This is a genomic window from Lutibacter sp., assembly GCF_033723435.1.
Taxonomy (GTDB): Bacteria; Bacteroidota; Bacteroidia; order Flavobacteriales; family Flavobacteriaceae; genus Lutibacter.
This window is the reverse complement of sequence record NZ_JAWVXC010000004.1, coordinates 198,651-223,918: the sequence shown is the minus strand read 5'-3', so window position 1 is coordinate 223,918 and position 25,268 is coordinate 198,651. Positions and strand designations below refer to the sequence as shown.

Here is a 25,268-nt window from a genome sequence, read left to right as displayed (position 1 = left end):
TAAGTATGAAAATTCTTAATTCAAAATTACTATATAGCTATGCATATTTACTATTTACAGTATTAATAGTAGTATGGGTTGCTAGTTTTTTAGATTGGTTTTTAACGGATTATAATAATAAATTTTCAGTAATTACAGTTATAACGTATAAATTTATAAATGACTTTTGGGCAATTGTAATTCTTGGTGTTATTTTATTTCCAATATTTTGGTTAGGATGTATTTTCTTTAAGAAAAGAATTATACCCATTTTTCAAGTACTATTTATACTTATTTTATTAATACAAATATCTTTAATAAAATACAGTTTAACCACTCATGTTAATTTAGGAGCAGATTTACTTGGATATTCTTATGATGATATTTATACAACGGTAACTTCATCAGTATCCTTATCTTTTATTACTATTCTGCCTTTTTTAGTTCTTATCGGATTTTTTTATGGCGTTTATACATTGCTTAAAAAAAGTGTATTAAATTCTCAAATTTTAATTGTTACCATTTTATTAGTTTTATTATTTGGAAGCTTAAAATTAGTATTGCCAAATACTTCTAATGAATTGTTTCAAAATAAAATGCAGTATTTGGCTACGGACATTATTAACTATCAGACTGAAAAATACAGAACCAATGCAAATTTATACAGTAGAAATGATTATCCGTTATTAGAACCTGTTTCAAAAGTAAAAGATGTACTAAAACCATTTTTTAATATTTCTGAAACTAAACCAAATATTGTAATTATAATGGTTGAAGGTTTAGGAGGAGAGTTTATAGGTAATCATAATTATGCCGGTTTTACACCGTATTTAGATAGCTTAATTTCAAAATCTTTATATTGGGAAAATTTTGTTAGTAATGCAGGTAGAACATTTGGTGTTTTACCTTCGTTAACAGCTTCTTTACCTTTTGGTGATAAAGGATTTTTAGAAATACAAAATGCGCCATCGTATATTTCTTTAATAAGCGTTTTAAAATCAAATGGATATACAACTTCATATTATTCAGGCGATCCTTCTAGCTTTGATAGAAAAATCAATTTTTTAGAATATAATCAAATTGATGATGTAATTGATGAAAGTAAATACGGATCAGAGTATAAAAAAACAGCGGCTAATGATGGTGGATTTTCTTGGGGTTATCCTGATGAGGAAATCTTTAAAAAAATGTTAGCATCTATGCAACATAAAAAATCACCTCGATTAGATATTGTGATGACTTTAAGTAATCACGAACCTTTTACTTTTCCTAACAAAGAAAAATATTTAGAAAAGGTAGATAGTATTTTAAACTCTGGCAAGGTTTTAAAAATAAGTAAAGAAAAAGTATTAGAGTACAAAGATATTTTTGCCAGTATATTATATACAGATAATTCTATAAAAAACTTTATGGAAGAATACTCTAAAAGGCCAGAATATAAAAACACTATTTTTGTTATTACAGGAGATCATCGATTAATTCCAATAACACAAAAAGATAAATTATGTCGTTTTCATGTGCCATTATATATTACAAGTCCTTTATTAAAAAAAACAGAAACGTTTAAGTCAGTTTCTTCGCATTGGGATATTACACCAAGCTTACTTTCCTTTTTAATGGATAATTATAAAATGAAACCATTAGATGAAGTTTCATGGATAAGTCAGGGTTTAGATACAGCAAAACAATTTAGGAATATTCATCAAATTGCTTTTATGCGTTATAAAGGAAAAATCAACGATTTTATGTTTAAAGATTATTTGTATTCTGCTGGAAGTTTATATAAAATAAATGAAAACTTTGGAATTTATAAAGTTCAAGAAGACGAGTTGCAAAAAGCAATTAAAGATTCGTTAAATAAATTTAAAAACCTAAATGCATACTTAACTAAACGAGATAAAATTTTCCCAGATTCATTAAATATTTATAGAAAACCAAATTATAAATTTTCTGAATCTGAATTAAAAACCATTCAAAAAATGACAAAAGGGTTAAATTTTGATCAAATTTTTTATTTGGCTAGAAAAAATGCATTTAATAAAAAATATAAAACAGCCCTGTTATTGTGTAATTATATTTTAAATGAATTACCAAATCATGCAGATGCCAGAACATTAAAAGGGAGAGTGTTAGCTTGGAATGGTGATTATAAAAAATCAGAACAAACCTTATTAAATGTATTAAAAAGAAATCCATATTACTCAGATGGTTATGCGGCTTTATTAGATTTGTATTGGTGGTCAAACCAAGATGAAAAAGCAGTAGTTATTTATAAAACAGCACTAAAAAATAAATTAACTAATGCAGATATTAGTTTTAAAATGGCAAAAGCATACCAACGTTTAAAAAACATAAAACAATCGGAAGAAATTATGGATAGTTTATTAATTATATATCCAGATAATAAAGATTATAAAACATTTAAACAAAAGCTAAAAAACTGATGTCGAAAAAAATCGTAACTTTTTATTTATTCGTTATTTTACTCTCTGTAAATGTAGTAGCTCAACAAAAAGAATTTACAGGAAATCCTGATACAGCATTTAAAGTGGCACGTGAACTAGCTTTTAACAAGCACAGAAAACAAGCACAAGATACTTTACTGTTGATTTTAACCAAATATCCCACTTATAATGATGTAAGAGCATTTTTAGCCAGTACTTATTCTTGGGATGGAGATTATGATAAAGCACGAAAAGAATTTATGAAAGTGCTTCATAATGATGCAGATAGAAAAACCACTTGGGTTGCGGCAATCAATAATGAGTTGTGGAGTGAATCTCCATTTAAAGCTTTAGAGTTAGCTACTGATGCTTTAAAATATTTCCCAAAAGATGATGAAATTTTGCTCTTAAAAGCAAAAGCTCAGGAAAACAGTAAAAACCCTGAAGACGCTTTGACCATAGTAAATCAAGTGATAATTAATAACCCAAAAAACAATAAAGCGCTTGAGTATAAAAAAGGGCTTATTAATGCTTTAAGTTATAATACTATTGGATTAAAAACCTCTATAGATTTTTATTCAGAAGTATTTGACCCAATGCAATTACATACTTTAAAATATAGCCGACAAACTAAATATGGAAGTGTAATAGCTAAAATGAATTTTAGTAGAAGGTTTCAAGAAAACGGGACGCAATTTGAAATAGATTTATATCCAAAAATAGCTAAGGGATTATACGCTTATTTAAATATTGGTTTTGCTAATACTTTTTTATTTCCAGATGTTAGATACGGAGCAGAATTATACAAATCATTACCAGAAAGTTTTGAAATTTCTGCTGGATTTAGAACTTTAAAATATGATACTACAACCAACATTTATACTAGTTCATTGGGTTGGTATACGGGTAACAGTTATTGGGCATTTAGAGTCTATATTACTCCAAATGATAATGGAAGTAGTAAATCGGGAACTTTAAACTATCGTAAATATAGAAGCGATGCTAATAATTATTTTAGTGCTTCAATAGGCATGGGATATTCTCCTGAAATTGATCGATTTAACTTTAATGGAAATGAAAATACCATTGTTAAATTAAATTCTCAAAAAATAAATGGTGGATATTATTTTTCTTCAAAAAATAATAAAAATTTGTGGGGTTCTAGCTTTGGAATTACACATCAAGAAATTAGTTTTGATCTTGGAAATTACTTTTGGATTTATTCTCTTTCTTTATCTTGGGAATTAAAATTTAGATAAGCAAAAAACACAATTCAAATAAATCGTATATTGTTAAAAAAACTAATTAAAAGATAGTATGGTAGAATTTGCAGGTATTGTTGTTTTAGGAATTATCGCTCAGTGGTTTGCTTGGAAATTTAAAATTCCAGCGATACTTCCTTTAATTTTAATCGGTTTAGCAGTAGGACCATTTTCTACATTATTTATTGAAAATGGCTCTAAACTTATTGAACCTGTTTGGAATGGAAGAGAAGGTTTATTTCCAGGAGAACGCCTGTTTAATTTTGTCTCTCTAGCCATAAGCATTATTTTATTTGAAGGAGGTTTAACATTAAAAAAAGAAGAAATTTTAAATGTTGGTCCTTCAATTTTAAAATTAATTACTTTAGGAGCAGCAGTAACTTTTTTTGGTGGAGGTATAGCAGCTCATTATATCTTTAATTTAAGTTGGAAAATTTCTTTTTTATTTTCAGCATTAATTATTGTTACTGGTCCAACTGTAATAGCACCAATTCTTCGAAATATTCCGTTAAAAAAAAATATAGCTGCAGTTTTAAAATGGGAAGGAATTTTAATTGACCCAATAGGAGCTTTAGTAGCAGTTTTAGTTTTTGAATTTATTATAGTAGGTGAAGGATATAATTACACCAAAGATGCACTAATTGAATTCGGAAAAATTATTATTATAGGATTTTCTATTGGGTTTACAGCGGCTTACGCATTATTTTATTCCATAAAACACAGACTTATACCTCATTATTTATTAAATGTAATTGCTTTAGCTTGGGTGTTGGCAGTGTTTGTTTTATCCGATTTATTTGCTCACGAATCAGGGTTATTAGCTGTTGTGATTATGGGAATGGTTTTAGGAAACATGAAAGTAAAAGAGCTAAAAGATATTTTATATTTTAAGGAATCATTAAGTATATTATTAATTTCAATACTGTTTATTTTATTAGCTGCAAACATTAATATTAAAGATTTATTATTAATTTATAATTGGAAAACACTAGTTTTATTTGGTATTGTAATCCTTGTTCTACGACCGGTTTCTGTTTTTTTAAGCACTTCTAATTCTGATTTAAAGAGAAACGAAAAGTTATTTATTAGTTGGGTTGGACCAAGAGGAATCGTAGCCGCAGGTATCGCTTCTTTATTTGGATTGAAATTAGTTATGTTGAAGGAGCCAGGAGCAGAATTTATTACCCCATTAGTGTTTATGATTGTGTTAGGAACTGTATTATTAAACGCCACAACTGCACGATTAGTAGCTAAAATAACCAAAGTTTTTTTAGATTCTTCAAATGGAATTTTAATGATTGGAGCTTCAAATTTTGCACGTTTAATAGCAACTTATCTTAAAAAAAATAATAGAAGAGTAGTTTTGGTTGATAATAACGCTGGCAATATTGAAAAAGCTAAACTTCTTGGGTTAGAAGCTTTTGAAGGTGATGTGTATTCCGATGAATTAATAGAAAATGTAGAGTTAAATGATATTGGCTTTTTACTGGCTTTGACAGGAAGCCCAATAATAAATACCTATGTTTTAGATAAATATAAATCTAGTTTTGGAGAGCAAGGAACTTTTCGTTTAATCACTTCTGAAGAAATGAAACAGGATAATTTAAAACCTAAAAACGGTCTGTTTTGTGATACAGAAGATTTTATTAATTTAAGTGAAACAGTAAGAGATTTTCCTTTTATAAATGAAGTTAGCATTACTTCTGAAGAGCATTTTATAAAATTATTAAAAGAATTAAAACTAGAAAAATCTGCTGTTCCTTTATTTTTAAAAGATAATAAAGGAGTTATTCATTTAATTCCTTCATTACCGGATTCCTTTATAATTGAAAATGGTAATGAACTTGTTTATTTAGGAAAAACAATAATTTAATAAACTTAACTTTAAAATAAGGTTATTAAAACCATTTAATAACAATTAATTAAGTACTTGCAGAGCAAATAATTTATTAAAATTTAATTTGAAGTCTGCTACTAAACGTAATCTTGAATTAGTTGTAATCTCAGATATCCATTTAGGAACTTATGGATGCCACGCTAAAGAGTTGTTAAAATATTTAAAAAGTATTAACCCTAATACTATAATTTTAAATGGGGATATTATTGATGTTTGGCAATTCAATAAACGCTATTGGCCAAAATCACACATGAAAATTATAAAACAGCTAATTAATTGGATTTCTAAAGGTAAAAAAGTGTATTATATTACAGGAAATCATGATGAAATGCTACGGAAATTTGTTGATTTCAAATTAGGTTCTTTTTCCATAAAAAACAAAGTAGTGTTGGAATTAGATGGTAAAAAGGCTTGGTTTTTTCATGGGGATGTTTTTGATGTTACAATGGAACACTCTAAATGGTTAGCAAAATTAGGAGCAAAAGGGTATGATTTACTTATCCTTATCAATAAAGCTGTAAATAATATTAGTGAGTTTTTTGGAAAAGGGAAAATATCATTATCCAAAAAAATTAAGGATAGCGTAAAATCAGCAGTAAAGTTTATTAATAATTTTGAAAAAACAGTTACAGATATAGCTATTCAAAATGAATTTGATTGCGTTGTTTGTGGACATATACATCAGCCTGTGATAAAAAATATTACAACAAATAATGGTAAAGTAACTTATTTAAATTCAGGAGATTGGATTGAAAATTTAACAGCTTTAGAATACAATAATAAATCTTGGAGTTTGTATAAATATAATGAAACACATTATAAAAAAGCAAATGAAAAAGAAGTTATTGAAGATGTTGATTTGGTAGATAAATCGGCAAAAGAAATTTTTGGAAAGCTAGTAGCTGATTTTAATTTTAAAGAATAGATGAAAATATTATATGCAATACAAGGAACAGGAAACGGTCATTTAAGTAGGGCAAAAGAAGTTATACCAGCGTTATTAAATCGAGCACAAGTAGATGTTTTAATAAGTGGAACACAAGCTGAAATAGTTTTAGATTATCAAGTTAAATACAAATATAAAGGGCTCAGTTTTTATTTTGGAAAAAGAGGAGGCATTAACTTTTTTAATACTATAAAAAATAATAATATTTTAAGAGTACTAAAAGAAATTATAAACTGTCCAGTTAAAAATTATGATTTAGTAATTAATGATTTTGAGCCAATTTCCGCTTGGGCTTGTAAATTAAGAAGTGTAAAAAGTATTTCGTTAAGCCATCAAAGTGCTTTATTTACTAAAAATGTTCCTAAACCTTCTCATTATGATTTATTAGGGAGTTTAATTATTAAAAATTACGCTAAATGTACCTATAATTATGGATTTCACTTTAAAAAATATAACGATAAAGTATACACGCCAATTATTAGAAATAATATTAGATTGTTAAAACGCACAAATAAGGATCATTTTACAGTTTATTTACCTGCATATTCTGATCAAAAAATTATTGAAGTACTATCTCAAGTTAAGGGAATAAAATGGAAAGTTTTTTCAAAAGAAGCAACTAAATATTATCAAAAAAAGAATGTTTATATAAAGCCAATTAATAGTAAAAAATTTGAAAAAAGCTTAGCATCTTGTCAAGGTATTATATGTGGCGCAGGGTTTGAGACTCCTTCTGAGGCTATTTTTTTAAAAAAGAGATTAATGGTAATTCCTATGAAAAATCAATACGAACAGCATTTTAATGCAGAAGCGTTGAAAGAATTAGGAGTGCCAATCTTAAAATCTTTAAAAAAGAAACATATTTCTAAAATAAAGGATTGGATAGCAAGTGATACAAAAGTTGAATTAAATTTTCCAAATGAAACACAACAAATTGTGGATCATATTTTATATGAATACATAATTAAAGAAAATAAAATTACAGAAGTAAAAACTATCTAAATTTTCCAGTATTGTGGTTTAGTATCTTCTGTTTCTTGATTCCAATAATCGTGCGTTACTTTTCTGCCATCTAAAGTTTTTAAACGTCTTTGAAATATCCAAATAGTTGGGTTAAAAGTCATATCTGTAACACCAACAGTATATAGTTGAGGTTCTTCTTCGCTTTTACGTTTTTCTTCTTGAATAATTACCTCAAAACCGTTATGCTCTAGTAATGTTTTTAAAAACTCTTTTCTATCTTCTGATATCTTTTTTTCAATAAAAGTAACACGTTGTTCTCCAATACTTCCAAATAAATGTTTGCCTCCTAGTCTCATACTATATTAATTTAAAAAAACATTACTGAATGAATAAATGTATTCATAAATAGGGCTATATAAACCAATTACCAAAATACCAATTGCAGCTATTAGTAAACCTAATCTCATATAATTTCCACTCCTAAAGTAAGGTATTGGATTTTTCCCTTTTCTTAAAAACATTGCTCGTACAACTAATAAATAATAATATAAAGATATGGTTGCGTTAACAACAGCAATAAATACCATTACATAATAACCTTTACTTGCAGCAGCGGTATATAAAAAGAATTTACCAAAAAATCCAGCTAATGGAGGTATACCCGCTAATGAAAATAAAGCAAGCATCATAACCAAACTTAATTTTGGGTTAGTTCTATATAAACCTTCATAATCATCTATATTTTCTTTGTTAGTTGCAGAAGAAATAGCTTGAACTACGCCAAATGCGCCTAAATTTGAGAATATATAAATAGCTACAAAGTAAATAACTGTAGCTGTTCCTAGTTGGTCTACAGATAATAAACCCAATAATATAAAACCAGCTTGAGCAATAGATGAATATGCTAAAAAGCGCTTCATATTCTGTTGTCTTAAAGCAAATAAATTACCAGTAAACATAGTTGCAATGGTTACTATATAAATAATTTTATTCCATGCAGGCATTAAAGGTTTAAACACAGTAAATAAAAGAATCATTAAAATAACTACTGCAGCACCTTTTGAAATTACGGATAAATAGGAAGCAACATTAATTGGTGAGCCTTCATAAACATCTGCAGTCCAAAAATGGAATGGGACTAAGGAAATTTTAAATGCTAATCCTGAAAAGAAAAACACAAAACCTAATATTGCAAGATTTGAGCTAGTTAAAATTTCAGCCATTGCATCAAAATAAATAGTTCCTGTAGTAGCATATAATAAGGAAATTCCAAATAATGATGTACCTGAAGCTAATGCTGAAGATAAAATATATTTCACAGCTCCTTCGGCAGAAATTCTTTTATATGTTTCATAAGCTACTAAGGCAGCTACAGGAAGTGTGGTTAATTCAAGTCCAATATAAAACATTAAAAAATCTCCAGCAGAAATCATAAAGTATGCTCCTAATAGCGATGAGATAATTAAAATTATAAATTCTGTTGCTTTATTTTCAGCTACTATTTTTTCTTTAAGCCAATCGGCTGATTGTAATAATAAAATTAAAACACCTAAACTTAAAGTTGTTTTAAAGAAATGTAATAAAGTATTTGTTCTAAACATACCACCAAATATTTCGCCAGTATTTAAAGGGAAAAATCCTAATATGGTATTTATAGCCAATAAAATTAGCGCAAACGGAATTATATTTGCTTTTTGTTTTTTGTTGGTAAAAATTTCGAATATAATTAACAATACAATAATTGCAGTTAATCCTATTTCTGATCGCATTAATAGTAAACTTTCTAAGTTCATCTTTCTTAATTTTTTATAATAATCGTTCTAAAAACGGTTGAATACTTGCTTTTAACATTTCACTTAAGCCAAGTGGCATTACCCCAATAATTACAACAGGAATCATTAGTAATATTAGTCCAGTTTTTTCGTACCAAGTAGCTTTTGGTAATTTGGCATATTCCATATTGGATAAAGGTCCCATCATAATTTTACCAACCATTCTTAAAATATATACAGCAGTTACAACAATAGAAGAAACTACCACAATGGTTAAAACTCTATGGAACATATCAGGATGTTGAAATGCACCTACAAAAACACTCATTTCAGCAACAAAACCACTAAAACCAGGTAATCCTAAATAAGCTAAACCAGTGATTACATATATGGCGCCTATAAAAGGTAATATTTTCATTAAACCACCTAATTTGTCTATTTCTCTTGTATGAGTTCTTCCATACACCATTCCAATTAAAGCAAAGAATAAAGCAGTTAATAACCCGTGAGATAAAGATTGGATAATAGCACCATTCCAAGCGGTTTTATTAATCATTAATAAAGCAAATAAAACTAAAGCTAAGTGACTAACGGAAGCATATGCATTCACGTATTTTAAATCTTTTTGCATTGTAGCTCCAAATGCCCCATAAATAACACCAAAGGCAGCTAAAACCAAGAAGAAATCTGTCCAGTTTAAAGCACCAAGAGGTAATAAATACATAGCAATTCTAAATACACCGTATCCACCTAATTTCATTAAAACCCCTGCGTGTAACATAGAAACTGCTGTTGGAGCTGATGCGTGACCAGATGGTGACCAAGTATGAAAAGGAAATAAAGCCCCGATTACAGCAAAACCAATAAATACAAATGGGAAAAATAAGTTTTGTGCAGCTTCAGGAATATGAACTTGTGCTATTTCAAAAATATTAAAAGTTAAAGCACCTCCATCAGCGTTTGAGTTGAAATAAATACCTAAAATACCTACAGATAATACTGCTGAAGCTCCCATTAACATTAATGTTAATTTCATTGCAGAGTTTTCTTTAGGACCAGATCCCCAAATACCAATTAAAAGGTACATTGGAATTACAGCTATTTCGTAAAAAACGAACATGGTAAATAAATCAGTAGAAATAAAGAACCCAAAAACTCCTGAAGATAAAACAATTAACGAAACAAAAAATTCTTTAGCTAAATCGTCTATTTTCCAAGAAATAAAAATACCTGCTAAAACTACTGTAGAAGTTAAAGCAATCATTACCACAGAAATGGCATCAACTCCAATGCTGTAATGAATATTAAAATTTTCAAACCAAACAACATCTTTGGTGAAAACCATAATATCGGTATTTGTTGCTCGCTCTTTTAAATAAGCGAAAATTAAATTTATAGACATGGCAAATTGAATTGCCATACCAATTAACGATATTACCCTTGCTTGTTTAAGATTTTTAGCAAAAACTAAAACTAAAACAGTTAAAATAGGTACAACTACAAAAAGTGATAAAATATCCATTATATTAAATTAATTTATCCATAAATAAAAAATTACCATTGCGATTACTACGCCACCTCCAATAAAGGACATTGCATAATCTTGAAATTTACCAGATTGCAATCCTTTAATTTTATTAGAAATAGAAACAGTAACATTTCCTATACCTATCATAGATCCATCTACAATATGTTTATCGAACCAAGCAGCGGAAAAACCAACAACTCCAAATAATACTTTTTTAGTGATAAAGATGTATAATTCATCAAAATAAAATTTATGGTAAGTCCATTTATAGAAAACGCCAAATGCATGTGCAAATCGTTCAGGTAAATTATTTTCTTTTTTATAAAACACAAATGCTAAAATAATTCCAACTAAACCTACTGATGTAGCTATTGCAGCTAAAGGAAGGTCTAAATGAGATTTAAAAGGAATATGGTCAGCAGTTACATACTCACTAAAATGGAAGTAACCACCAGCTATACTCATAAAAGCTAAAAATACCATAGGAATTGTCATAGACCATGGCGATTCATGAGGTGTGTGTTTGTATTGTTTTTCTTGTCCCCAGAAAATTCCAAAATATAATCGGAACATATAAAAAGCAGTTAAACCAGCTACAAATACACTACTTATATAAATTAGCATGTTGTTTTCAAAAGCAGCAGCTAAAATTTCATCTTTACTAAAAAATCCTGCAAACCCTGGGAAACCAGCAATTGATAAAGCCGCAATTAAAAATGTAATGTGTGTTATTGGCATATATTTTCGTAATCCGCCCATATCGCCCATTTCGTTACTATGTATTGCATGAATAACTGAACCAGCACCTAAGAACAATAATGCTTTAAACATTGCATGGGTAAATAAATGGAACATGGAAGCCATAAAACCTAATCCCTCATGACCATCATATTTTGAAACACCTAATGCTAACATCATATATCCAATTTGAGACATGGTTGAAAATGCCAAAACTCTTTTAATATCGGTTTGTGTAATAGCAATTACTGCTGCTACTAATGATGAAATTGCCCCAATGTAAGCTACAATTTGTAAAGCAAAGCCGTCTTCAACAAAATAATACGCAGGAAATAAACGTGCTACTAAATACACACCAGCAACTACCATAGTGGCAGCATGAATTAAAGCTGAAACAGGTGTTGGCCCTTCCATTGCATCAGGTAACCAAATGTGGAAAGGTAACATTGCTGATTTTCCAATACCACCCATATAAATTAAAATTAATCCCCAAGTAAAAACAGATAATCCCATAAAAGAAGTAGCTGCCCAATTGGTAATAATGCTTCCTTGTAAATTATTTATTTCTTGAAAATCAAATGTTCCTGCATAATAGCTAACAACTAATATTCCTATTAAAAATCCTAAATCGGCAAAACGAGTAACAATAAAAGCTTTTTTTGCTGCGGCAACCGCTGAAGGTTTGGTATAATAATAACCTATTAAAAGGAAAGATGAAGCACCCACCAATTCCCAAAATATATAAATTTGGAAAAGGTTAGTAGCAAGTACTAAACCAAACATGGAAAAGCTAAATAATGCTAAATAGGAAAAGAATCTAGTATATCCATCATCACCTTTCATATAACCTCTACTGTATAAATGCACCATAAAGGAAATAGTAGAAACTACAACTAACATCATTACGGATATAGGATCAATAAGTACTCCCATATCAATATGCAATTTATCGGTAAAATTTAACCAAGTGTTTTTATAAATAAAAGTTTGATAAACACCATTTAATTTCCCTTCTAGAAAATAAGTATAGGCTGTGTACCATGATAAAACAAATGAAGTTCCTAAGCCTAATGAACCAATCCATCCTGAAATTGATGGTGGTATTTTTTTACTGAATATTCCTAAAACAATAAATAGTGCTAGCGGAATTAACGGAATAAGAATAGTATAACTAAAATCCATTTTTTATAATTTAAATTCTTGTCTTTTTGTTTAATTATTTTTTAAGTATAAACCTAGTATTTCATAGTTTCTGTGTCTTTTACTTCTACAGAATAAATGAGTTTATACAAATTAATTATAATGGCAATAGCTAAAGCTGTTTCTGCAGCGGCTAGTGCAATTATGAATATGGTAAAAATGGCGCCTTGTAATAAATCTGGATATAAATAAGTATTTATAAGCACAAAGTTTACTGCGGCAGCATTTAAAATTAATTCAATTGACAGTAATACTGTAATCAAGTTTTCTCTTGTGAAAAACCCATATACTCCTATAAAAAATAAGATACTTGTTAGGGTTAAAATTTCGTATATATTGATTCCTGCAATCATTTTTAATTAATTTTCTTTTAATTTTTTTCCTTTTGCTACTATAATAGCTCCAATCATTACTGCTACTAAAAGCACACTTATTACTTCAAATGGTAAAATAAATCCACCGTCACCATAGCTTAATAATTTAAAGCCTATATCTTTTACTTCAATAGAAGAGTAGGTAGTTGCTGCAGTTTTAAATGTATAAGTAAATATTGCCCATAGAGTTATTCCTAATCCTAAAAGACTTAGAATACCTGCAATTATTTTTTTCTTTAAAGATGTTTTTTCTAATTCAAGTTCTACATGATGAACTAATAAAACAGAGAAAATAAATAGTACTATAACTCCACCTCCATATACGGTTAATTGAATGGCCGCAAGAAGATTGTAATTAATTAAAAAGTACAATCCAGCAATACAGATTAAAACAAATAGTAAATAAATTACAGCTCTTAAAATTTTACGGCTGGTAACAGATGCAACAGCGAATATTATCATTAATGTTGCGAGTATATAAAATAAAATTGCTTCCATAGTTTTAATCTTCTATACCAGCTTGAACTGTTGAGCCTGGCTGATTTAATATTTTTGTTAAATAACTTCTATCGTAAACAGAGTTTTCATAATTCTGTGCCCAAACAATTGCGTCTGTAGGACAAGCTTCTATACATAAACCACACATAGTACACATAGATAAATGGTAAATGTGTTTATCAATCATTTTTTTCTTTTTCCCTGTTTCAGGATCCACTTGCCTATCCCAAATTATTTCAATAGAACCATTAGGACAAGCAATTTCACATGATTGACAACCTGTACAACGGTGTTGATTGTTTGCGTCATGTGGCATAACTACTTCACCTCTAAAACGATCAAACATTTTAAGGGTTTCTCTGTTATCAGGATATTGTTGTGTTAGACTTCCTTTTCTTGCATGAATAAAATAACCTCCAGTAACTTTCATCCCTGTAATTAAGGTTTTTATTCCATTGTATATGTCTGAAAAATAACTCATTATCGTATTATTTCAAGTGTTAAATTGTCCAATTCATCCAAATTATAACTGCCATTATCATTAAATTAGCTAAGTTTAATGGTAACAAATATTTCCATTCAAGAGTAAGTAATTGATCTACTCTTAAACGAGGGAATGTCCATCTAAACCACATCATTAAAAAGATAATTACTAATACTTTTATTAAAAACCAAAGCACTTCAGGAAACCAAGTAATACCATCAGTTATTCCAAAAGGAGATAACCAGCCTCCAAAAAACAATACTACAGCAATGGAAGCTATAATAAACATATTAATAAACTCGGCTAAAAAGAAATAAGCGAATTTCATTCCTGAATATTCTGTATGAAATCCAGCACCAAGTTCCGATTCAGCTTCAACTAAATCAAAAGGCGCTCTATTAGTTTCTGCAGTTCCTGCTATCATGAAAATACAAAAAGCTATTATTGCAGGAATGTGTCCTTGTAAAATTAACCAACCTCCTGTACGTTGAACTTCAATAATTTCTGATAATTGTAAAGTACCAGTTAATAAAACCATAGTTAAAATGGATAAACCAACAGATAGTTCATAACTAATGGTTTGTAAACCACTACGCATAGCGCCAATTAAAGCAAACTTATTATTACTAGCCCAACCTCCAACTAAAATACCAATAACTCCAATAGAAGATACTGCAATTAGAAAAAAGAGTCCAATATTAATATCGAAAGCTTGAAATTGTTTTGAAAAAGGGAATACTGAAATTCCAATTAAGGTGGAAACAATTACAAAATAAGGAGCTAAATTGTAAAGAAATTTATCAACTCTATCATTTGAAGTTAACTCTTTTGAAACTAATTTTAAAGCATCTGCAATAGTTTGAAATAGCCCCCAAGGTCCAACTCTATTTGGTCCTAAACGTAATTGAAACCAAGCAGCTACTTTACGTTCTAATAAAACTAAGTATAAACCTGCTACTGCAAATAATGCCAAGTAAGCTACAGCTATCAAAACCATAATGGTAATACTGGCAGCTGTTTCAGGCATTATGCTATAAATCCAATCGTGGATTGTACTAGTGATGTTTAATGGAATATTCATTATTAAAAAATTCATAATCTATAATTAACGATCTATATCTGGAATTACAAAGTCAAACGAAGCCATAGTTGCAACTAAATCGGCAATTTTACTTCCTTTAGCTATATGATTTAATACAGATAAGTTTGAAAAACCTGGAGAACGGAATTTTACTCTATATGGGTTTTTAGTTCCTGTACTATTTATATAAACACCTAATTCACCTCTTGCAGTTTCTACACGTTGATAGTATTCTCCTTTAGGTAGTTTTATGACTGCTTTGGTTGGTTCTTTTACAGATCCTTCGGGAATGTTATCAATCAATTGCTCTATAATAGAAATAGACTCCCAAAGTTCCATAATTCTAACTTGATAACGCGCAAACGTATCACCCTCAGTTAATAGAGCTTCTTTAAAATCTACTCTGTCATAAGCACTATATGTATGATGTTTTCTAACATCACATGAAAATCCAGAACCTCTACCAACAGGACCAGTAACTCCATACGAAATAGCATCTTCTTTAGTTAAAACGCCAACTCCTTTTGTTCTTTTCTGAAAGATTACATTACCAGTTAATAAACGGTCGTATTCCGGAATTTTGGTTTTAAAGTGCTTGATAAAATCTTTAGTTCTTTTTACAAAATTTGGATGTATATCATACATTAAACCTCCTGGAGCATTATAATTCATAGTTAAACGAGCTCCACAAGTTTCTTCAAAAATATCGTTAATCATTTCTCTATCTCTAAATGCATAAAAATAGGTAGTTAATGCACCTAAATCCATTCCCATAACTCCCCACCATAAACAGTGAGATGCAATACGTGTTAATTCAGAAATAATGGTTCTAATTACTTTAACTCTATCACTAACTTCAATTTCTAAAGCTTTTTCAACAGTTAAACAAACCGCTTCATTATTTATATTTGAAGACAAATAATCCATTCTATCTGTTAAATGAACAATTTGTTGGTAACTATCGCGTTCACTCATTTTTTCAATAGAACGATGAATATACCCTAAATCTGGTTCCACATTTTTAATAATTTCACCATCAATAGTTAATAACAAACGTAATACACCATGAGCTGCAGGGTGTTGAGGCCCCATATTAACGAAATATTCTTCCGTTTTTATTTTGTTTTTTATTTCTTGATCTGTCATGAGTAATGCTTATTTGATAATCATATTAGCTTCATCTACATAATCTTTTCTCAAAGGATAACCTTCCCAATCTGGCGTTAAAAACAAGCGTCTTAATTTTGGATGATTATTGAATTTTATACCGAAAAAATCGTAGATTTCTAATTCGTGAAATTCAGCTGTTTGCCATATGTCATGTACAGAATCTAAAGTAGGGTTTTCACGATCTTCTGTTTTTACTTTTACTACTATTTCATGTTCAAGTTCGGTAGAATTTAAATGATAAATAACCCCTAACTCTTTTCCCCAATCCATACCTGTTATACAAAAAGCATAATCAAATTTTAATTCTGGATTTGACTTTAATTGACTGCAAACAGCATGAAGTTGTTCTTTAGGAACTAATACATTTAAAAATTCAGATTCTTCTGTGGAAAATTCTAAATTTTCTCCTAAGCCATTTATGATGTTTTGTAAATCTTCGTTTTTCATTTTATCTATTGCTTAAATTCAAACTTTTCCTTCATCAAAACCATCTATAGGATTAACCTTATGGCTCATGTTTTCCGTTTTTATTTTTTTCTGTAACATAATCATACCTTCTAATAATGCTTCAGGTCTTGGAGGGCATCCAGGAACATAAACATCAACAGGTATTACGTGGTCTGCACCTTTAATTACAGAATAGGAATTATAATAAAAAGGACCGCCTGAAATAGCGCAAGCCCCCATTGCAATTACATATTTAGGCTCTGCCATTTGATCGTATAATCTTCTTAAAACAGGTCCCATTTTATTTACAATAGTTCCTGCAATAATAATAAGGTCTGCTTGTCTAGCAGAAGGTCTGGCAACTTCAAAACCAAATCTAGAAAAATCATGTTTTGGAGCTCCAGTTTGCATCATTTCAATTGCGCAACAACTTGTTCCAAAATAAAGGGGCCATAATGAATTTGATCGCCCCCAGTTAATAACACTATCTAATGTTGTAACTACAATATTTCCGCCGTTACCTCCTGGAATTACTTTGCCAGGAAAATCTTCAGGCACAACTTGTTTTAGTCCGTCTGCTTCAAATTGATTTAAAAATCGTTTTTTTTCTACTCCCATCGTAAAGCTCGTTTTTTATAGGCATATAACAATCCTAAACCTAAAATTATTAGAAATACAATTATTTCAACCAAGGCAACTGTGCCAATTTCTTTGAAAACTACTGCCCAAGGAATTAAAAATGCTACTTCAACATCAAAAATTAGAAATAAAATAGCAAATAAATAATATCCTACATTAAATTGAATCCAAGTTGGTCCAATGGTTGGAATACCACATTCGTAAGGCTCTCTTTTTTGAGGGTTATCGGATTTATGTGATATTAAATTTGATAAAAAGTTTGCACCTACTACTAAAACAATTGCAGCAAGTAAAAATACAATGATGGCTTCTGAACCCATTTTTTATATACTTTTTAAATTAGAAGGCAAAATTATAGGAATGCATTCGAAAATTAAATGATAATAGTCAGTTAAAATAGTAATATTTATTACTTAACTTCATACGTTTCTCCTGAGAAAAATAGATCGTCTGTTTTAGTAAATTTAGAGTTCGCTTTTACTTGCTCTGTTAGAGCGTTTTCGCGTTCTTCTAAGGTTACATCATTAAAACTTCTAATAACTCCGGTAGCTAAAGGATATTCTAATCTAACTAACATTTGATGCATAGTTGGATCTTTTTCTTTAGCGTCATGAACTAAAATATCTTTTTCTGTAATGCCATTTTCCCCAATAGTTACTACTTCTAATTTTAAGCCGTTAAGTACTAAACCTTTATCTTTATTTTTACCAAAAATCATTGGTTTACCATGCTCCAAATAAATTTGTTTATCCTCTTTTACAACTTTATCGGTGTACTGTGTATAACATCCATCATTAAAAATGACACAATTTTGTAATACTTCTATTAATGAAGTTCCTTTAAATTTATGAGCCTCAATTAAAATTCGGGTCATGTCTTTAGGATTGTTACCACCAATTCTAGCAAAGAATCTTGCTTTAGCTCCTAAAGCTAATTCACCTGGTAAAAATGGAGGTTGCGTATTTCCATAAGGAGAAGACTTGGTTTTTTGTCCAACTAGTGAAGTAGGAGAGAACTGTCCTTTGGTTAATCCATAAATTTCATTATTAAACATAACAATATTTAAATCGATGTTTCTTCTAAGGACATGTATAAAGTGATTACCTCCAATTGCCATAGAATCGCCGTCACCAGTCATTACCCAAACGCTTAAGTCTGGATTAGCTAATTTTGTTCCTGTTGCAATACCTGGAGCTCTACCATGGATAGAATGCATACCATAAGTATTCATATAATATGGAAAACGTGATGAACATCCTATTCCTGAAATAAACACAACGTCTTCTTTTTTAACGCCCATTTCAGGTAATGCTTTTTGCATGGATCGTAATATTACATAATCATCACAACCAGGACACCAACGAACTTCTTGGTCGCTTTGAAAATCTTTAAATGTATATTTTTTTTCAGCTGTTGTTTCCATAATTATTTTACTAATTGTTTAAATTGATCAATTAATTCGCTATTTGCAAAAGGTAATCCTTGAACTTTATTGTGTTGATAAATATCAAGATTTTTAAAATTCATTTTTAAAACATTTACAAATTGTCCGCTATTTAATTCACAAACTATTATTTTTTTGAATTTGCGTAAAACTTCTTCTGTATTTTTAGGAAGTGGATTTATATAATTAAAATGGGCTAAACCAACTTTTTTATTACCATCTTCATTAAATTGTTTTACTGCTGAATGTAAAGATCCATAAGTACCTCCCCAACCAACAACTAATAAATCACCTTCAGTAGCAAATTCAGTTTTAAGATTTGGAATGTAATTTTGAACTCTTTTAATTTTTTCAGCTCTAAGGTGTGTCATCTTTTCATGGTTTTCAGGAACGTAAGACACATTACCTGTAATACTATCTTTTTCTAAACCACCAACTCTGTGTTCAAAACCGGGAGTTCCTGGTACTGCCCAATCACGAGCTAAAGTATCTTCGTGTCTATCATAAGGATGCCAATTTTCTGAGTATTCAGTAACTTTATTAGTTTTAATTTCTGGCATATCTTTTACACTTATAACTTTCCAAGGAGCAGAACCATTAGCAATATAACCATCTGTAAGTAAAATAACTGGAGTCATATGTTCTAATGCAAGTTTTGCAGCTTCAAAAGCATAATTAAAACAGTTTGCAGGAGTACTAGCAGCAATTACTACAACTGGGCTTTCCCCATTTCTACCATACATTGCTTGTAATAAATCGGATTGTTCTGTTTTAGTAGGTAAACCTGTTGAAGGACCTCCACGTTGTACATTTACAACTACTAAAGGTAATTCAATCATCATTGCTAAACCTAAAGCCTCACCTTTTAAAGCTAATCCAGGTCCTGAAGTTGTAGTTACAGCTAAATCACCAGCAAATGAAGCTCCAATTGCGGAAGAAATACCAGCAATTTCGTCTTCAGCTTGAAAAGCTTTAACGCCAAAATGTTTATGTTTTACTAATTCATGCAAAATATCAGTTGCTGGAGTTATTGGGTACGAGCCTAAAAATAACTCTAAACCAGATTTTTCAGCAGCAGCTAATAATCCCCAAGCAGTTGCAGCGTTACCCATAATAATTCTATAGGTTCCTTTCTCCATTTTTGCAGGAGAAATAGTATATGAATTAGGAATTAATTCTAAAGTTTCCGCAAAGAAATAACCAGCATTTAAAACCTTAGTATTTGCTTCTATTATTAGTGGTTTATTTTTGAATTTTTTATTGAAAAAATCAATAGTATAATCTTTTTCTCTATGATACATCCAATAAACCATTCCTAAAGCAAACATGTTTTTACTTCGAGTAATGGATTTATTATCTAACCCTACAACATCTTTTAATGCTTCTTTTGTTAAAGAAGTCATAGCCACTTCAATTACACTGTAGTTATCTAAACTACCATCTTCTAATGGATTAGATTCATATTTAGCTTTTTCAAGATTTTTTTTAGTAAAAGAATCGGTGTCTACAATAATAGTATGTCCAGGTTTTACTGCATGTAAGTTCGTCTTTAAACCTGCAGGGTTCATAGCAACCAACAAATCTAAATCGTCGCCTGGTGTGCTAACTTCTACACTACCAATATGAACTTGGAATCCAGAAACGCCATATAAACTTCCTTGAGGGGCTCTAATCTCCGCTGGGTAGTTTGGAAAAGTTGCAATGTCGTTTCCAAACATAGCAGAAGTGTCAGAAAATTGAGTTCCTGTTAATTGCATACCATCTCCAGAATCTCCAACAAACCTGATAACTACGCCTTCTAAAACTTCAACGGGTCCGTTATTTTTAGTTGTAATCATAATTTATGATAATTTGAAAAATTTATTTAATTTTAAAAAATAATTTATACTTGAATATTAAGTGCCAAATGTATCGTTACTTTTTATAAAAGGAAATGATTTTTATCACATCTGATTTAATATAAATTATATAATTTTGTGAAATAATAAATTTAAAAAATTAATCATGGCAATTAAAATAACAGATGAATGCATTAATTGTGATGCATGTATTTCAGAATGTCCTAATAATGCAATTTATGAACCAGATAATGAATGGGCATTATCCGATGAAACGTCATTAAGCGGTACTGTAACATCTCCTAGCACTGGCGAAGAAATGGATGCAGATGAAAAGCAAGAACCAAAATCGGATGAATTTTATTTTATTGTAACTGATAAATGTACAGAATGTAAAGGTTTCCATGACGAACCTCAATGTGCTTCTGTATGTCCAGTAGATTGTTGTGTTCCTGATGAAGATCATGAAGAAACTGAAGAACAATTATTGGCTAAAAAAGCTTGGTTACACGGAGAATAATCTTCAAAATTATTTATAAAAAAACGCCGAAATTTCGGCGTTTTTTTATGTTTTATTTTTAATCATTTAGTTTTAAAACGGCCATAAATGCTTGTTGAGGAATTTCAACATTACCTACTTGTCGCATACGTTTTTTACCTTTTTTCTGTTTTTCTAATAATTTTCGTTTACGTGAAATATCACCACCATAACATTTTGCAGTAACATCTTTACGTAAAGCTTTTACTGTTTCTCGTGAAATAATTTTAGCGCCAATTGCAGCTTGAATAGGAATGTCAAATTGTTGACGAGGTATTAATTGTCTTAATTTTTCACACATTTTTTTGCCAATACTATAAGCATTGTCTGCGTGAATCAAAGCTGATAAAGCATCAACTGGAGTTCCGTTTAATAAAATATCAACCCTAACTAATTTAGAAGCTTTTAATCCTATTGGATGATAATCAAAAGAAGCATAACCTTTTGAAACGGTTTTTAATCTGTCATAAAAATCAAATACAATTTCAGATAAAGGCATATCAAAAGTTAATTCTACTCGTTCAGGAGTTAGGTAATTTTGATTTGTAATTTGCCCGCGTTTTTCAATACACAAACTCATTACTGGACCTACAAAATCGGCTTTAGTTATTATAGATGCTTTTATAAAAGGTTCTTCAACTCTATTTATTTTAGAAGGTTCTGGTAAATCAGAAGGATTGTTTACCAAAATTGGAATGTCAGGATGTTTATTTGTAAATGCATGATAAGATACGTTTGGTACAGTTGTTATAACCGTCATATCAAATTCACGCTCTAATCTTTCTTGAATAATTTCTAAATGAAGCATTCCTAAAAATCCGCATCTGAAACCAAATCCTAATGCAGCGGAACTTTCAGGAGTAAAAACTAAAGAAGCATCATTTAATTGTAATTTTTCCATAGAACTTCTAAGTTCTTCATAATCTTCAGTATCAACAGGATAAATTCCTGCAAAAACCATTGGTTTTACATCTTCAAAACCATCAATTCTATTTTGCGTTGGATTTAAAGCATCGGTAATTGTATCACCAACTTTAATTTCACTTGCTGTTTTAACACCTGTAATTAAATAGCCAACATCGCCAGCTTTAATACTAGGTTTAGGAATTTGCGTTAATTTTAATGTGCCAACTTCGTCTGCGGTATATAATTTATTTGTAGCCATAAATTTTATACGCTGACCTTTTTTTATTTCACCATTTATAACTCTAAAATAGGTTTCAACACCGCGATATGAGTTATAAACAGAATCGAAAATTAGAGCTTGTAGAGGCTTGTTAATATCTCCGTTTGGAGCAGGAATTTTAGTAATAATAGCCTCCAAAATATTTTCAACTCCAAATCCGGTTTTTCCACTTGCGTGAATTACTTCATCCGCATTACAACCTAATAAAGCTACAATATCATCAGTTACTTCTTCTGGATTTGCACTTGGTAAATCTACTTTGTTTAAAATCGGAATTATTTCTAAGTCATTTTCTAAAGCTAAGTATAAATTAGAAATAGTTTGTGCTTGTATACTTTGCGCAGCATCTACAATTAATAAGGCTCCTTCACAAGCAGCAATAGAACGAGAAACTTCATAGGAAAAATCTACATGGCCAGGAGTATCAATTAAATTTAAAGTATACTTTTCCCCTTCATAAACATAATCCATTTGAATGGCGTGACTTTTAATGGTAATACCACGTTCACGTTCTAGATCCATATTATCTAGCAACTGTGCCTGTTCTTCACGTGCAGTTGTAGTTCCGGTAAAACTTAATAGTCTATCGGCAAGTGTGCTTTTTCCGTGATCAATATGCGCAATAATGCAAAAATTTCTAATGTGTTTCATACTTCGTTTTCCAGTCTTCTATTTGTGCGCAAAGATAACTAATTATTTGTTCCGAAAATTAAAATTAAACAGTGTCATGATTTGGATAAAAAATACCTGCTTTTTTTCTGATTTTATCTAAAATGCTCATTAAATCTAAACTAACTTGATTGGTTATAATAGGACTTTCAATAATGCCTTTATCTAAACAATCCATAACATGAATTGCTTCGTATTTATAGCCCGAATTTTTAGTAGCTTCAAAAAATATTTCTTGTTTATTACCATCTTTAAATAATTGAATCGGATTTTCTGAAAAACGTTCGTATTTAATTAAGCCATTTTCAAAACACAATTCAGTTTCGTTTTTGTAATCGGTTTCAAAACTAGAAGATAAAATTGCCGTTGCACCGTTTTTATAACTAAACAACATTGAAATACTTTTTTCAGAGCCTGTTGGACTAAAATGTGGAGTAACTTTTATTTCATTTGGTGTGCCAAGTAAAGTCAATGCTGTAAAAACAGGGTAAATTCCAATATCTAATAATGAACCACCTCCCAATTCAATATTATAAAGCCTGTTTTTTGGATTATATTCAGCATTGAAATAAAAATCAGATTTTACAAATTTTAGTTTTCCTAAATTTTCAGTTTCAATTAATTCAATTACTTTTTTAAGTTTTGGTTTAAAAATAACCCAAAAGGCTTCCATTAAAAATGTATTATTTTCTTTTGAAGAAGTAATCATTTGTTTTACTTCTTTTGAGTTTATGGCAAATGCTTTTTCACATAACACGGCTTTTTTATGGTTTAAGCAAAGTAGCGTATGTTCTAAATGAAATGTATGTGGAGTAGCAATATAAACTACATCAATATCAGGGTCATTAGCCATTTCTAAATAGGATCCATAAGATTTTTTGAATCCAAATTTAACTGCAAAATTTACCGCTTTATTTAGGTTTCTAGAAGCTGTAGCATATAAATTTGCATTTGGTAACTCTTTTAATTCCAAAGCAAATTTTTCAGCAATATGCCCACATCCTAAAATTGCCCAGTTATATATTTTTGCCATAATAATAAATTATTCTACCCAATCGGCCACAAATAAATTAGTGTCGCGTGTGCCGTAATTGTTTCTGTTTGAAGAAAATACTAATTTTTTACCGTCAGGAGAAAACATAGGAAAAGCATCAAAAACAGTATCGTAGGTAATCTGCTCTAAACCAGTTCCATCTACATTAATCATAAATAAATTAAAACTATGTTTGGTTTTATGATTAGATGAAAAAATTATTTTTTTACCTGAAGGATGAAAAAATGGAGCCCAATTTGCGTTTCCTAAATTAGTTATTTTCTTCAAATTAGATCCATCAACATTGCAAATGTATAATTCCATATTGGTTGGTTGTACTAATCCTTGTGCTAATAAATCTTTGTATTCTTTAATTTCTGCTTTTGTTTTTGGGCGAGAAGATCGGAAAATTAATTTAGTGCCATCTGGAGAAAAGAAAGCGCCACCGTCATATCCTAATTCATGAGTTATTTGCGTAATATTACTTCCATCAATATTCATGGTAAATAATTCTAAATCTCCTGTTCTTGTAGATGTAAAAACAATTTTATCACCTTTTGGTGAAACAGTTGGTTCTGCATCGTAACCATCGTTAAAAGTTAATTGTTTTAATTGGTTTCCTTTGGTGTCAGCAATAAAAATATCATAGCCTTTATAAACAGGCCATATATATTTGTTTCCATAATCTTCTTTTTTAGGAACAGGAGGACAATCTTTTCCTGCTAAATGTGTAGATGCATAAATTATAGTAGAATCTCCAGGAAGAAAATAGCTACAAGTTGTTCTACCAAATCCAGTGCTAATTCTTTGAGGGATTTCAGAACTATCTAAAGGCTTTGAAGCATTCATTATAAATATTTGATCACAGTTTAATCCCCAAGCTTTATTATTGGATTGAAAAACTAATTTGGTGTTGTCAAAACTCCAATAAGCTTCCGCATTATCTCCTCCAAAAGTTAACTGTTTAATATTTTTTAAATGTTTTTCTTGTGGATAATGAATTACGTTAGCTATAACAGTTGCTCCAGATTTAGCATCTGTAGCATTTTTGTTTTTAGTTTTTTTACAACTTACAAAAGTAAAAGTAATTAGTAGAATTAAAATAGGATATTTCATAAACAAGATATTTTATAAGTGC

General features: G+C 29.8%; 23 protein-coding genes. 6 read left to right on the top strand and 17 right to left on the bottom strand.

Translation table 11 applies throughout. The annotated features are described in order from the left end of the window. Positions 1 to 5: 5 nt before the first annotated feature. The 5 genes from R3342_RS08305 to R3342_RS08285 all read left to right on the top strand — a co-directional run bounded on the left by R3342_RS08305 (position 6) and on the right by R3342_RS08285 (position 7,530). A complete protein-coding gene (locus R3342_RS08305; protein WP_318939561.1) occupies positions 6 to 2,423 on the top strand; it encodes a sulfatase-like hydrolase/transferase in 2,418 nt (805 codons plus the stop codon). Beyond that, on the top strand, positions 2,423 to 3,682 hold the full coding sequence (locus R3342_RS08300; protein ID WP_318939560.1) for a YaiO family outer membrane beta-barrel protein: 1,260 nt from the start codon (positions 2,423 to 2,425) through the stop codon (positions 3,680 to 3,682). Before R3342_RS08305 ends, R3342_RS08300 begins: the two co-directional genes overlap by 1 nt. 58 nt (positions 3,683 to 3,740) lie before the next feature. Then, a complete protein-coding gene (locus R3342_RS08295; RefSeq protein WP_318939559.1) occupies positions 3,741 to 5,558 on the top strand; it encodes a sodium:proton antiporter in 1,818 nt (605 codons plus the stop codon). An 88-nt stretch (positions 5,559 to 5,646) separates the two neighbouring features. Then, complete coding sequence (locus R3342_RS08290; protein ID WP_318939558.1) at positions 5,647 to 6,507, top strand: UDP-2,3-diacylglucosamine diphosphatase; 861 nt, start codon at positions 5,647 to 5,649, stop codon at positions 6,505 to 6,507. After that, entirely contained in the window at positions 6,508 to 7,530 is a 1,023-nt protein-coding gene (locus R3342_RS08285) for a glycosyltransferase family protein (protein WP_318939557.1), read from the top strand. It abuts the gene before it with no gap. Here R3342_RS08285 and R3342_RS08280 read toward each other — a convergent pair. The 14 genes from R3342_RS08280 to R3342_RS08215 all read right to left on the bottom strand — a co-directional run bounded on the left by R3342_RS08280 (position 7,527) and on the right by R3342_RS08215 (position 20,704). Then, on the bottom strand, positions 7,527 to 7,847 hold the full coding sequence (locus tag R3342_RS08280; protein ID WP_318939556.1) for a hypothetical protein: 321 nt from the start codon (positions 7,845 to 7,847) through the stop codon (positions 7,527 to 7,529). The two genes, R3342_RS08285 and R3342_RS08280, sit on opposite strands and share 4 nt — an antisense overlap. Positions 7,848 to 7,853: 6 nt before the next feature. Then, the gene (locus R3342_RS08275) at positions 7,854 to 9,284 is read right to left on the bottom strand and encodes an NADH-quinone oxidoreductase subunit N (RefSeq protein ID WP_318939555.1); all 1,431 of its coding nucleotides are present in this window, start codon (positions 9,282 to 9,284) and stop codon (positions 7,854 to 7,856) included. A gap of 13 nt (positions 9,285 to 9,297) precedes the next feature. After that, a complete protein-coding gene (locus tag R3342_RS08270) occupies positions 9,298 to 10,785 on the bottom strand; it encodes an NADH-quinone oxidoreductase subunit M (protein WP_318939554.1) in 1,488 nt (495 codons plus the stop codon). Positions 10,786 to 10,794: 9 nt separating this feature from the next. Beyond that, positions 10,795 to 12,711: an NADH-quinone oxidoreductase subunit L gene (gene nuoL, locus R3342_RS08265; RefSeq protein ID WP_318939553.1), complete on the bottom strand. Its 1,917-nt coding sequence runs from the start codon at positions 12,709 to 12,711 to the stop codon at positions 10,795 to 10,797. A 53-nt stretch (positions 12,712 to 12,764) separates the two neighbouring features. Next, positions 12,765 to 13,082, bottom strand: a complete 318-nt coding sequence (gene nuoK, locus R3342_RS08260) for an NADH-quinone oxidoreductase subunit NuoK (RefSeq protein WP_318939552.1) — start codon at positions 13,080 to 13,082, stop codon at positions 12,765 to 12,767. Positions 13,083 to 13,088: 6 nt separating this feature from the next. Next, positions 13,089 to 13,601: an NADH-quinone oxidoreductase subunit J gene (locus R3342_RS08255; protein ID WP_318939551.1), complete on the bottom strand. Its 513-nt coding sequence runs from the start codon at positions 13,599 to 13,601 to the stop codon at positions 13,089 to 13,091. A gap of 4 nt (positions 13,602 to 13,605) precedes the next feature. After that, a complete protein-coding gene (locus tag R3342_RS08250; RefSeq protein ID WP_318939550.1) occupies positions 13,606 to 14,082 on the bottom strand; it encodes a 4Fe-4S binding protein in 477 nt (158 codons plus the stop codon). 19 nt (positions 14,083 to 14,101) lie between these two features. Further along, the gene (gene nuoH / locus R3342_RS08245; RefSeq protein WP_318939549.1) at positions 14,102 to 15,181 is read right to left on the bottom strand and encodes an NADH-quinone oxidoreductase subunit NuoH; all 1,080 of its coding nucleotides are present in this window, start codon (positions 15,179 to 15,181) and stop codon (positions 14,102 to 14,104) included. Between the two features lie 9 nt (positions 15,182 to 15,190). Then, entirely contained in the window at positions 15,191 to 16,312 is a 1,122-nt protein-coding gene (locus R3342_RS08240) for an NADH-quinone oxidoreductase subunit D (RefSeq protein WP_318939548.1), read from the bottom strand. A gap of 9 nt (positions 16,313 to 16,321) precedes the next feature. Further along, positions 16,322 to 16,783 (bottom strand): NADH-quinone oxidoreductase subunit C, encoded by a 462-nt coding sequence (locus R3342_RS08235; RefSeq protein WP_318939547.1) that lies wholly within the window; start codon positions 16,781 to 16,783, stop codon positions 16,322 to 16,324. Between the two features lie 18 nt (positions 16,784 to 16,801). After that, on the bottom strand, positions 16,802 to 17,401 hold the full coding sequence (locus R3342_RS08230; RefSeq protein WP_318939546.1) for an NADH-quinone oxidoreductase subunit B family protein: 600 nt from the start codon (positions 17,399 to 17,401) through the stop codon (positions 16,802 to 16,804). After that, on the bottom strand, positions 17,392 to 17,742 hold the full coding sequence (locus R3342_RS08225) for an NADH-quinone oxidoreductase subunit A (protein WP_318939545.1): 351 nt from the start codon (positions 17,740 to 17,742) through the stop codon (positions 17,392 to 17,394). Before R3342_RS08225 ends, R3342_RS08230 begins: the two co-directional genes overlap by 10 nt. Positions 17,743 to 17,831: 89 nt before the next feature. Further along, positions 17,832 to 18,845 carry a 2-oxoacid:ferredoxin oxidoreductase subunit beta gene (locus tag R3342_RS08220; RefSeq protein WP_318939544.1) on the bottom strand — a complete coding sequence of 338 codons (1,014 nt, stop codon included), beginning with the start codon at positions 18,843 to 18,845 and terminating at the stop codon, positions 17,832 to 17,834. A 2-nt stretch (positions 18,846 to 18,847) separates the two neighbouring features. Next, on the bottom strand, positions 18,848 to 20,704 hold the full coding sequence (locus tag R3342_RS08215; RefSeq protein ID WP_318939543.1) for a 2-oxoacid:acceptor oxidoreductase subunit alpha: 1,857 nt from the start codon (positions 20,702 to 20,704) through the stop codon (positions 18,848 to 18,850). 166 nt (positions 20,705 to 20,870) lie between these two features. Here R3342_RS08215 and R3342_RS08210 point away from each other — a divergent pair, with 166 nt between their 5' ends. Next, positions 20,871 to 21,224, top strand: coding sequence for a 4Fe-4S binding protein (locus R3342_RS08210; protein WP_318939542.1), 354 nt, complete (start codon positions 20,871 to 20,873; stop codon positions 21,222 to 21,224). Between the two features lie 58 nt (positions 21,225 to 21,282). Here the strand turns inward: R3342_RS08210 and lepA are convergent, their stop codons facing one another. From lepA to R3342_RS08195, 3 genes are all read right to left on the bottom strand, one after another. After that, complete coding sequence (lepA, locus tag R3342_RS08205) at positions 21,283 to 23,079, bottom strand: translation elongation factor 4 (RefSeq protein WP_318939541.1); 1,797 nt, start codon at positions 23,077 to 23,079, stop codon at positions 21,283 to 21,285. Positions 23,080 to 23,143: 64 nt separating this feature from the next. Beyond that, a complete protein-coding gene (locus tag R3342_RS08200) occupies positions 23,144 to 24,130 on the bottom strand; it encodes a Gfo/Idh/MocA family oxidoreductase (RefSeq protein ID WP_318939540.1) in 987 nt (328 codons plus the stop codon). 9 nt (positions 24,131 to 24,139) lie between these two features. After that, entirely contained in the window at positions 24,140 to 25,246 is a 1,107-nt protein-coding gene (locus R3342_RS08195) for a hypothetical protein (RefSeq protein WP_318939539.1), read from the bottom strand. Positions 25,247 to 25,268: the final 22 nt, after the last annotated feature.

Bases quoted from the DNA above. Each gene is read 5' to 3' on its own strand.
- R3342_RS08305 (WP_318939561.1), top strand. From the start codon at position 6: ATGAAAATTCTTAATTCAAAATTACTATATAGCTATGCATATTTACTA.
- R3342_RS08300 (WP_318939560.1), top strand. From the start codon at position 2,423: ATGTCGAAAAAAATCGTAACTTTTTATTTATTCGTTATTTTACTCTCT.
- R3342_RS08295 (WP_318939559.1), top strand. From the start codon at position 3,741: ATGGTAGAATTTGCAGGTATTGTTGTTTTAGGAATTATCGCTCAGTGG.
- R3342_RS08285 (WP_318939557.1), top strand. From the start codon at position 6,508: ATGAAAATATTATATGCAATACAAGGAACAGGAAACGGTCATTTAAGT.
- R3342_RS08280 (WP_318939556.1), bottom strand. From the start codon at position 7,847: ATGAGACTAGGAGGCAAACATTTATTTGGAAGTATTGGAGAACAACGT.
- R3342_RS08275 (WP_318939555.1), bottom strand. From the start codon at position 9,284: ATGAACTTAGAAAGTTTACTATTAATGCGATCAGAAATAGGATTAACT.
- R3342_RS08270 (WP_318939554.1), bottom strand. From the start codon at position 10,785: ATGGATATTTTATCACTTTTTGTAGTTGTACCTATTTTAACTGTTTTA.
- nuoL (WP_318939553.1), bottom strand. From the start codon at position 12,711: ATGGATTTTAGTTATACTATTCTTATTCCGTTAATTCCGCTAGCACTA.
- nuoK (WP_318939552.1), bottom strand. From the start codon at position 13,082: ATGATTGCAGGAATCAATATATACGAAATTTTAACCCTAACAAGTATC.
- R3342_RS08255 (WP_318939551.1), bottom strand. From the start codon at position 13,601: ATGGAAGCAATTTTATTTTATATACTCGCAACATTAATGATAATATTC.
- R3342_RS08250 (WP_318939550.1), bottom strand. From the start codon at position 14,082: ATGAGTTATTTTTCAGACATATACAATGGAATAAAAACCTTAATTACA.
- nuoH (WP_318939549.1), bottom strand. From the start codon at position 15,181: ATGAATTTTTTAATAATGAATATTCCATTAAACATCACTAGTACAATC.
- R3342_RS08240 (WP_318939548.1), bottom strand. From the start codon at position 16,312: ATGACAGATCAAGAAATAAAAAACAAAATAAAAACGGAAGAATATTTC.
- R3342_RS08235 (WP_318939547.1), bottom strand. From the start codon at position 16,783: ATGAAAAACGAAGATTTACAAAACATCATAAATGGCTTAGGAGAAAAT.
- R3342_RS08230 (WP_318939546.1), bottom strand. From the start codon at position 17,401: ATGGGAGTAGAAAAAAAACGATTTTTAAATCAATTTGAAGCAGACGGA.
- R3342_RS08225 (WP_318939545.1), bottom strand. From the start codon at position 17,742: ATGGGTTCAGAAGCCATCATTGTATTTTTACTTGCTGCAATTGTTTTA.
- R3342_RS08220 (WP_318939544.1), bottom strand. From the start codon at position 18,845: ATGGAAACAACAGCTGAAAAAAAATATACATTTAAAGATTTTCAAAGC.
- R3342_RS08215 (WP_318939543.1), bottom strand. From the start codon at position 20,704: ATGATTACAACTAAAAATAACGGACCCGTTGAAGTTTTAGAAGGCGTA.
- R3342_RS08210 (WP_318939542.1), top strand. From the start codon at position 20,871: ATGGCAATTAAAATAACAGATGAATGCATTAATTGTGATGCATGTATT.
- lepA (WP_318939541.1), bottom strand. From the start codon at position 23,079: ATGAAACACATTAGAAATTTTTGCATTATTGCGCATATTGATCACGGA.
- R3342_RS08200 (WP_318939540.1), bottom strand. From the start codon at position 24,130: ATGGCAAAAATATATAACTGGGCAATTTTAGGATGTGGGCATATTGCT.
- R3342_RS08195 (WP_318939539.1), bottom strand. From the start codon at position 25,246: ATGAAATATCCTATTTTAATTCTACTAATTACTTTTACTTTTGTAAGT.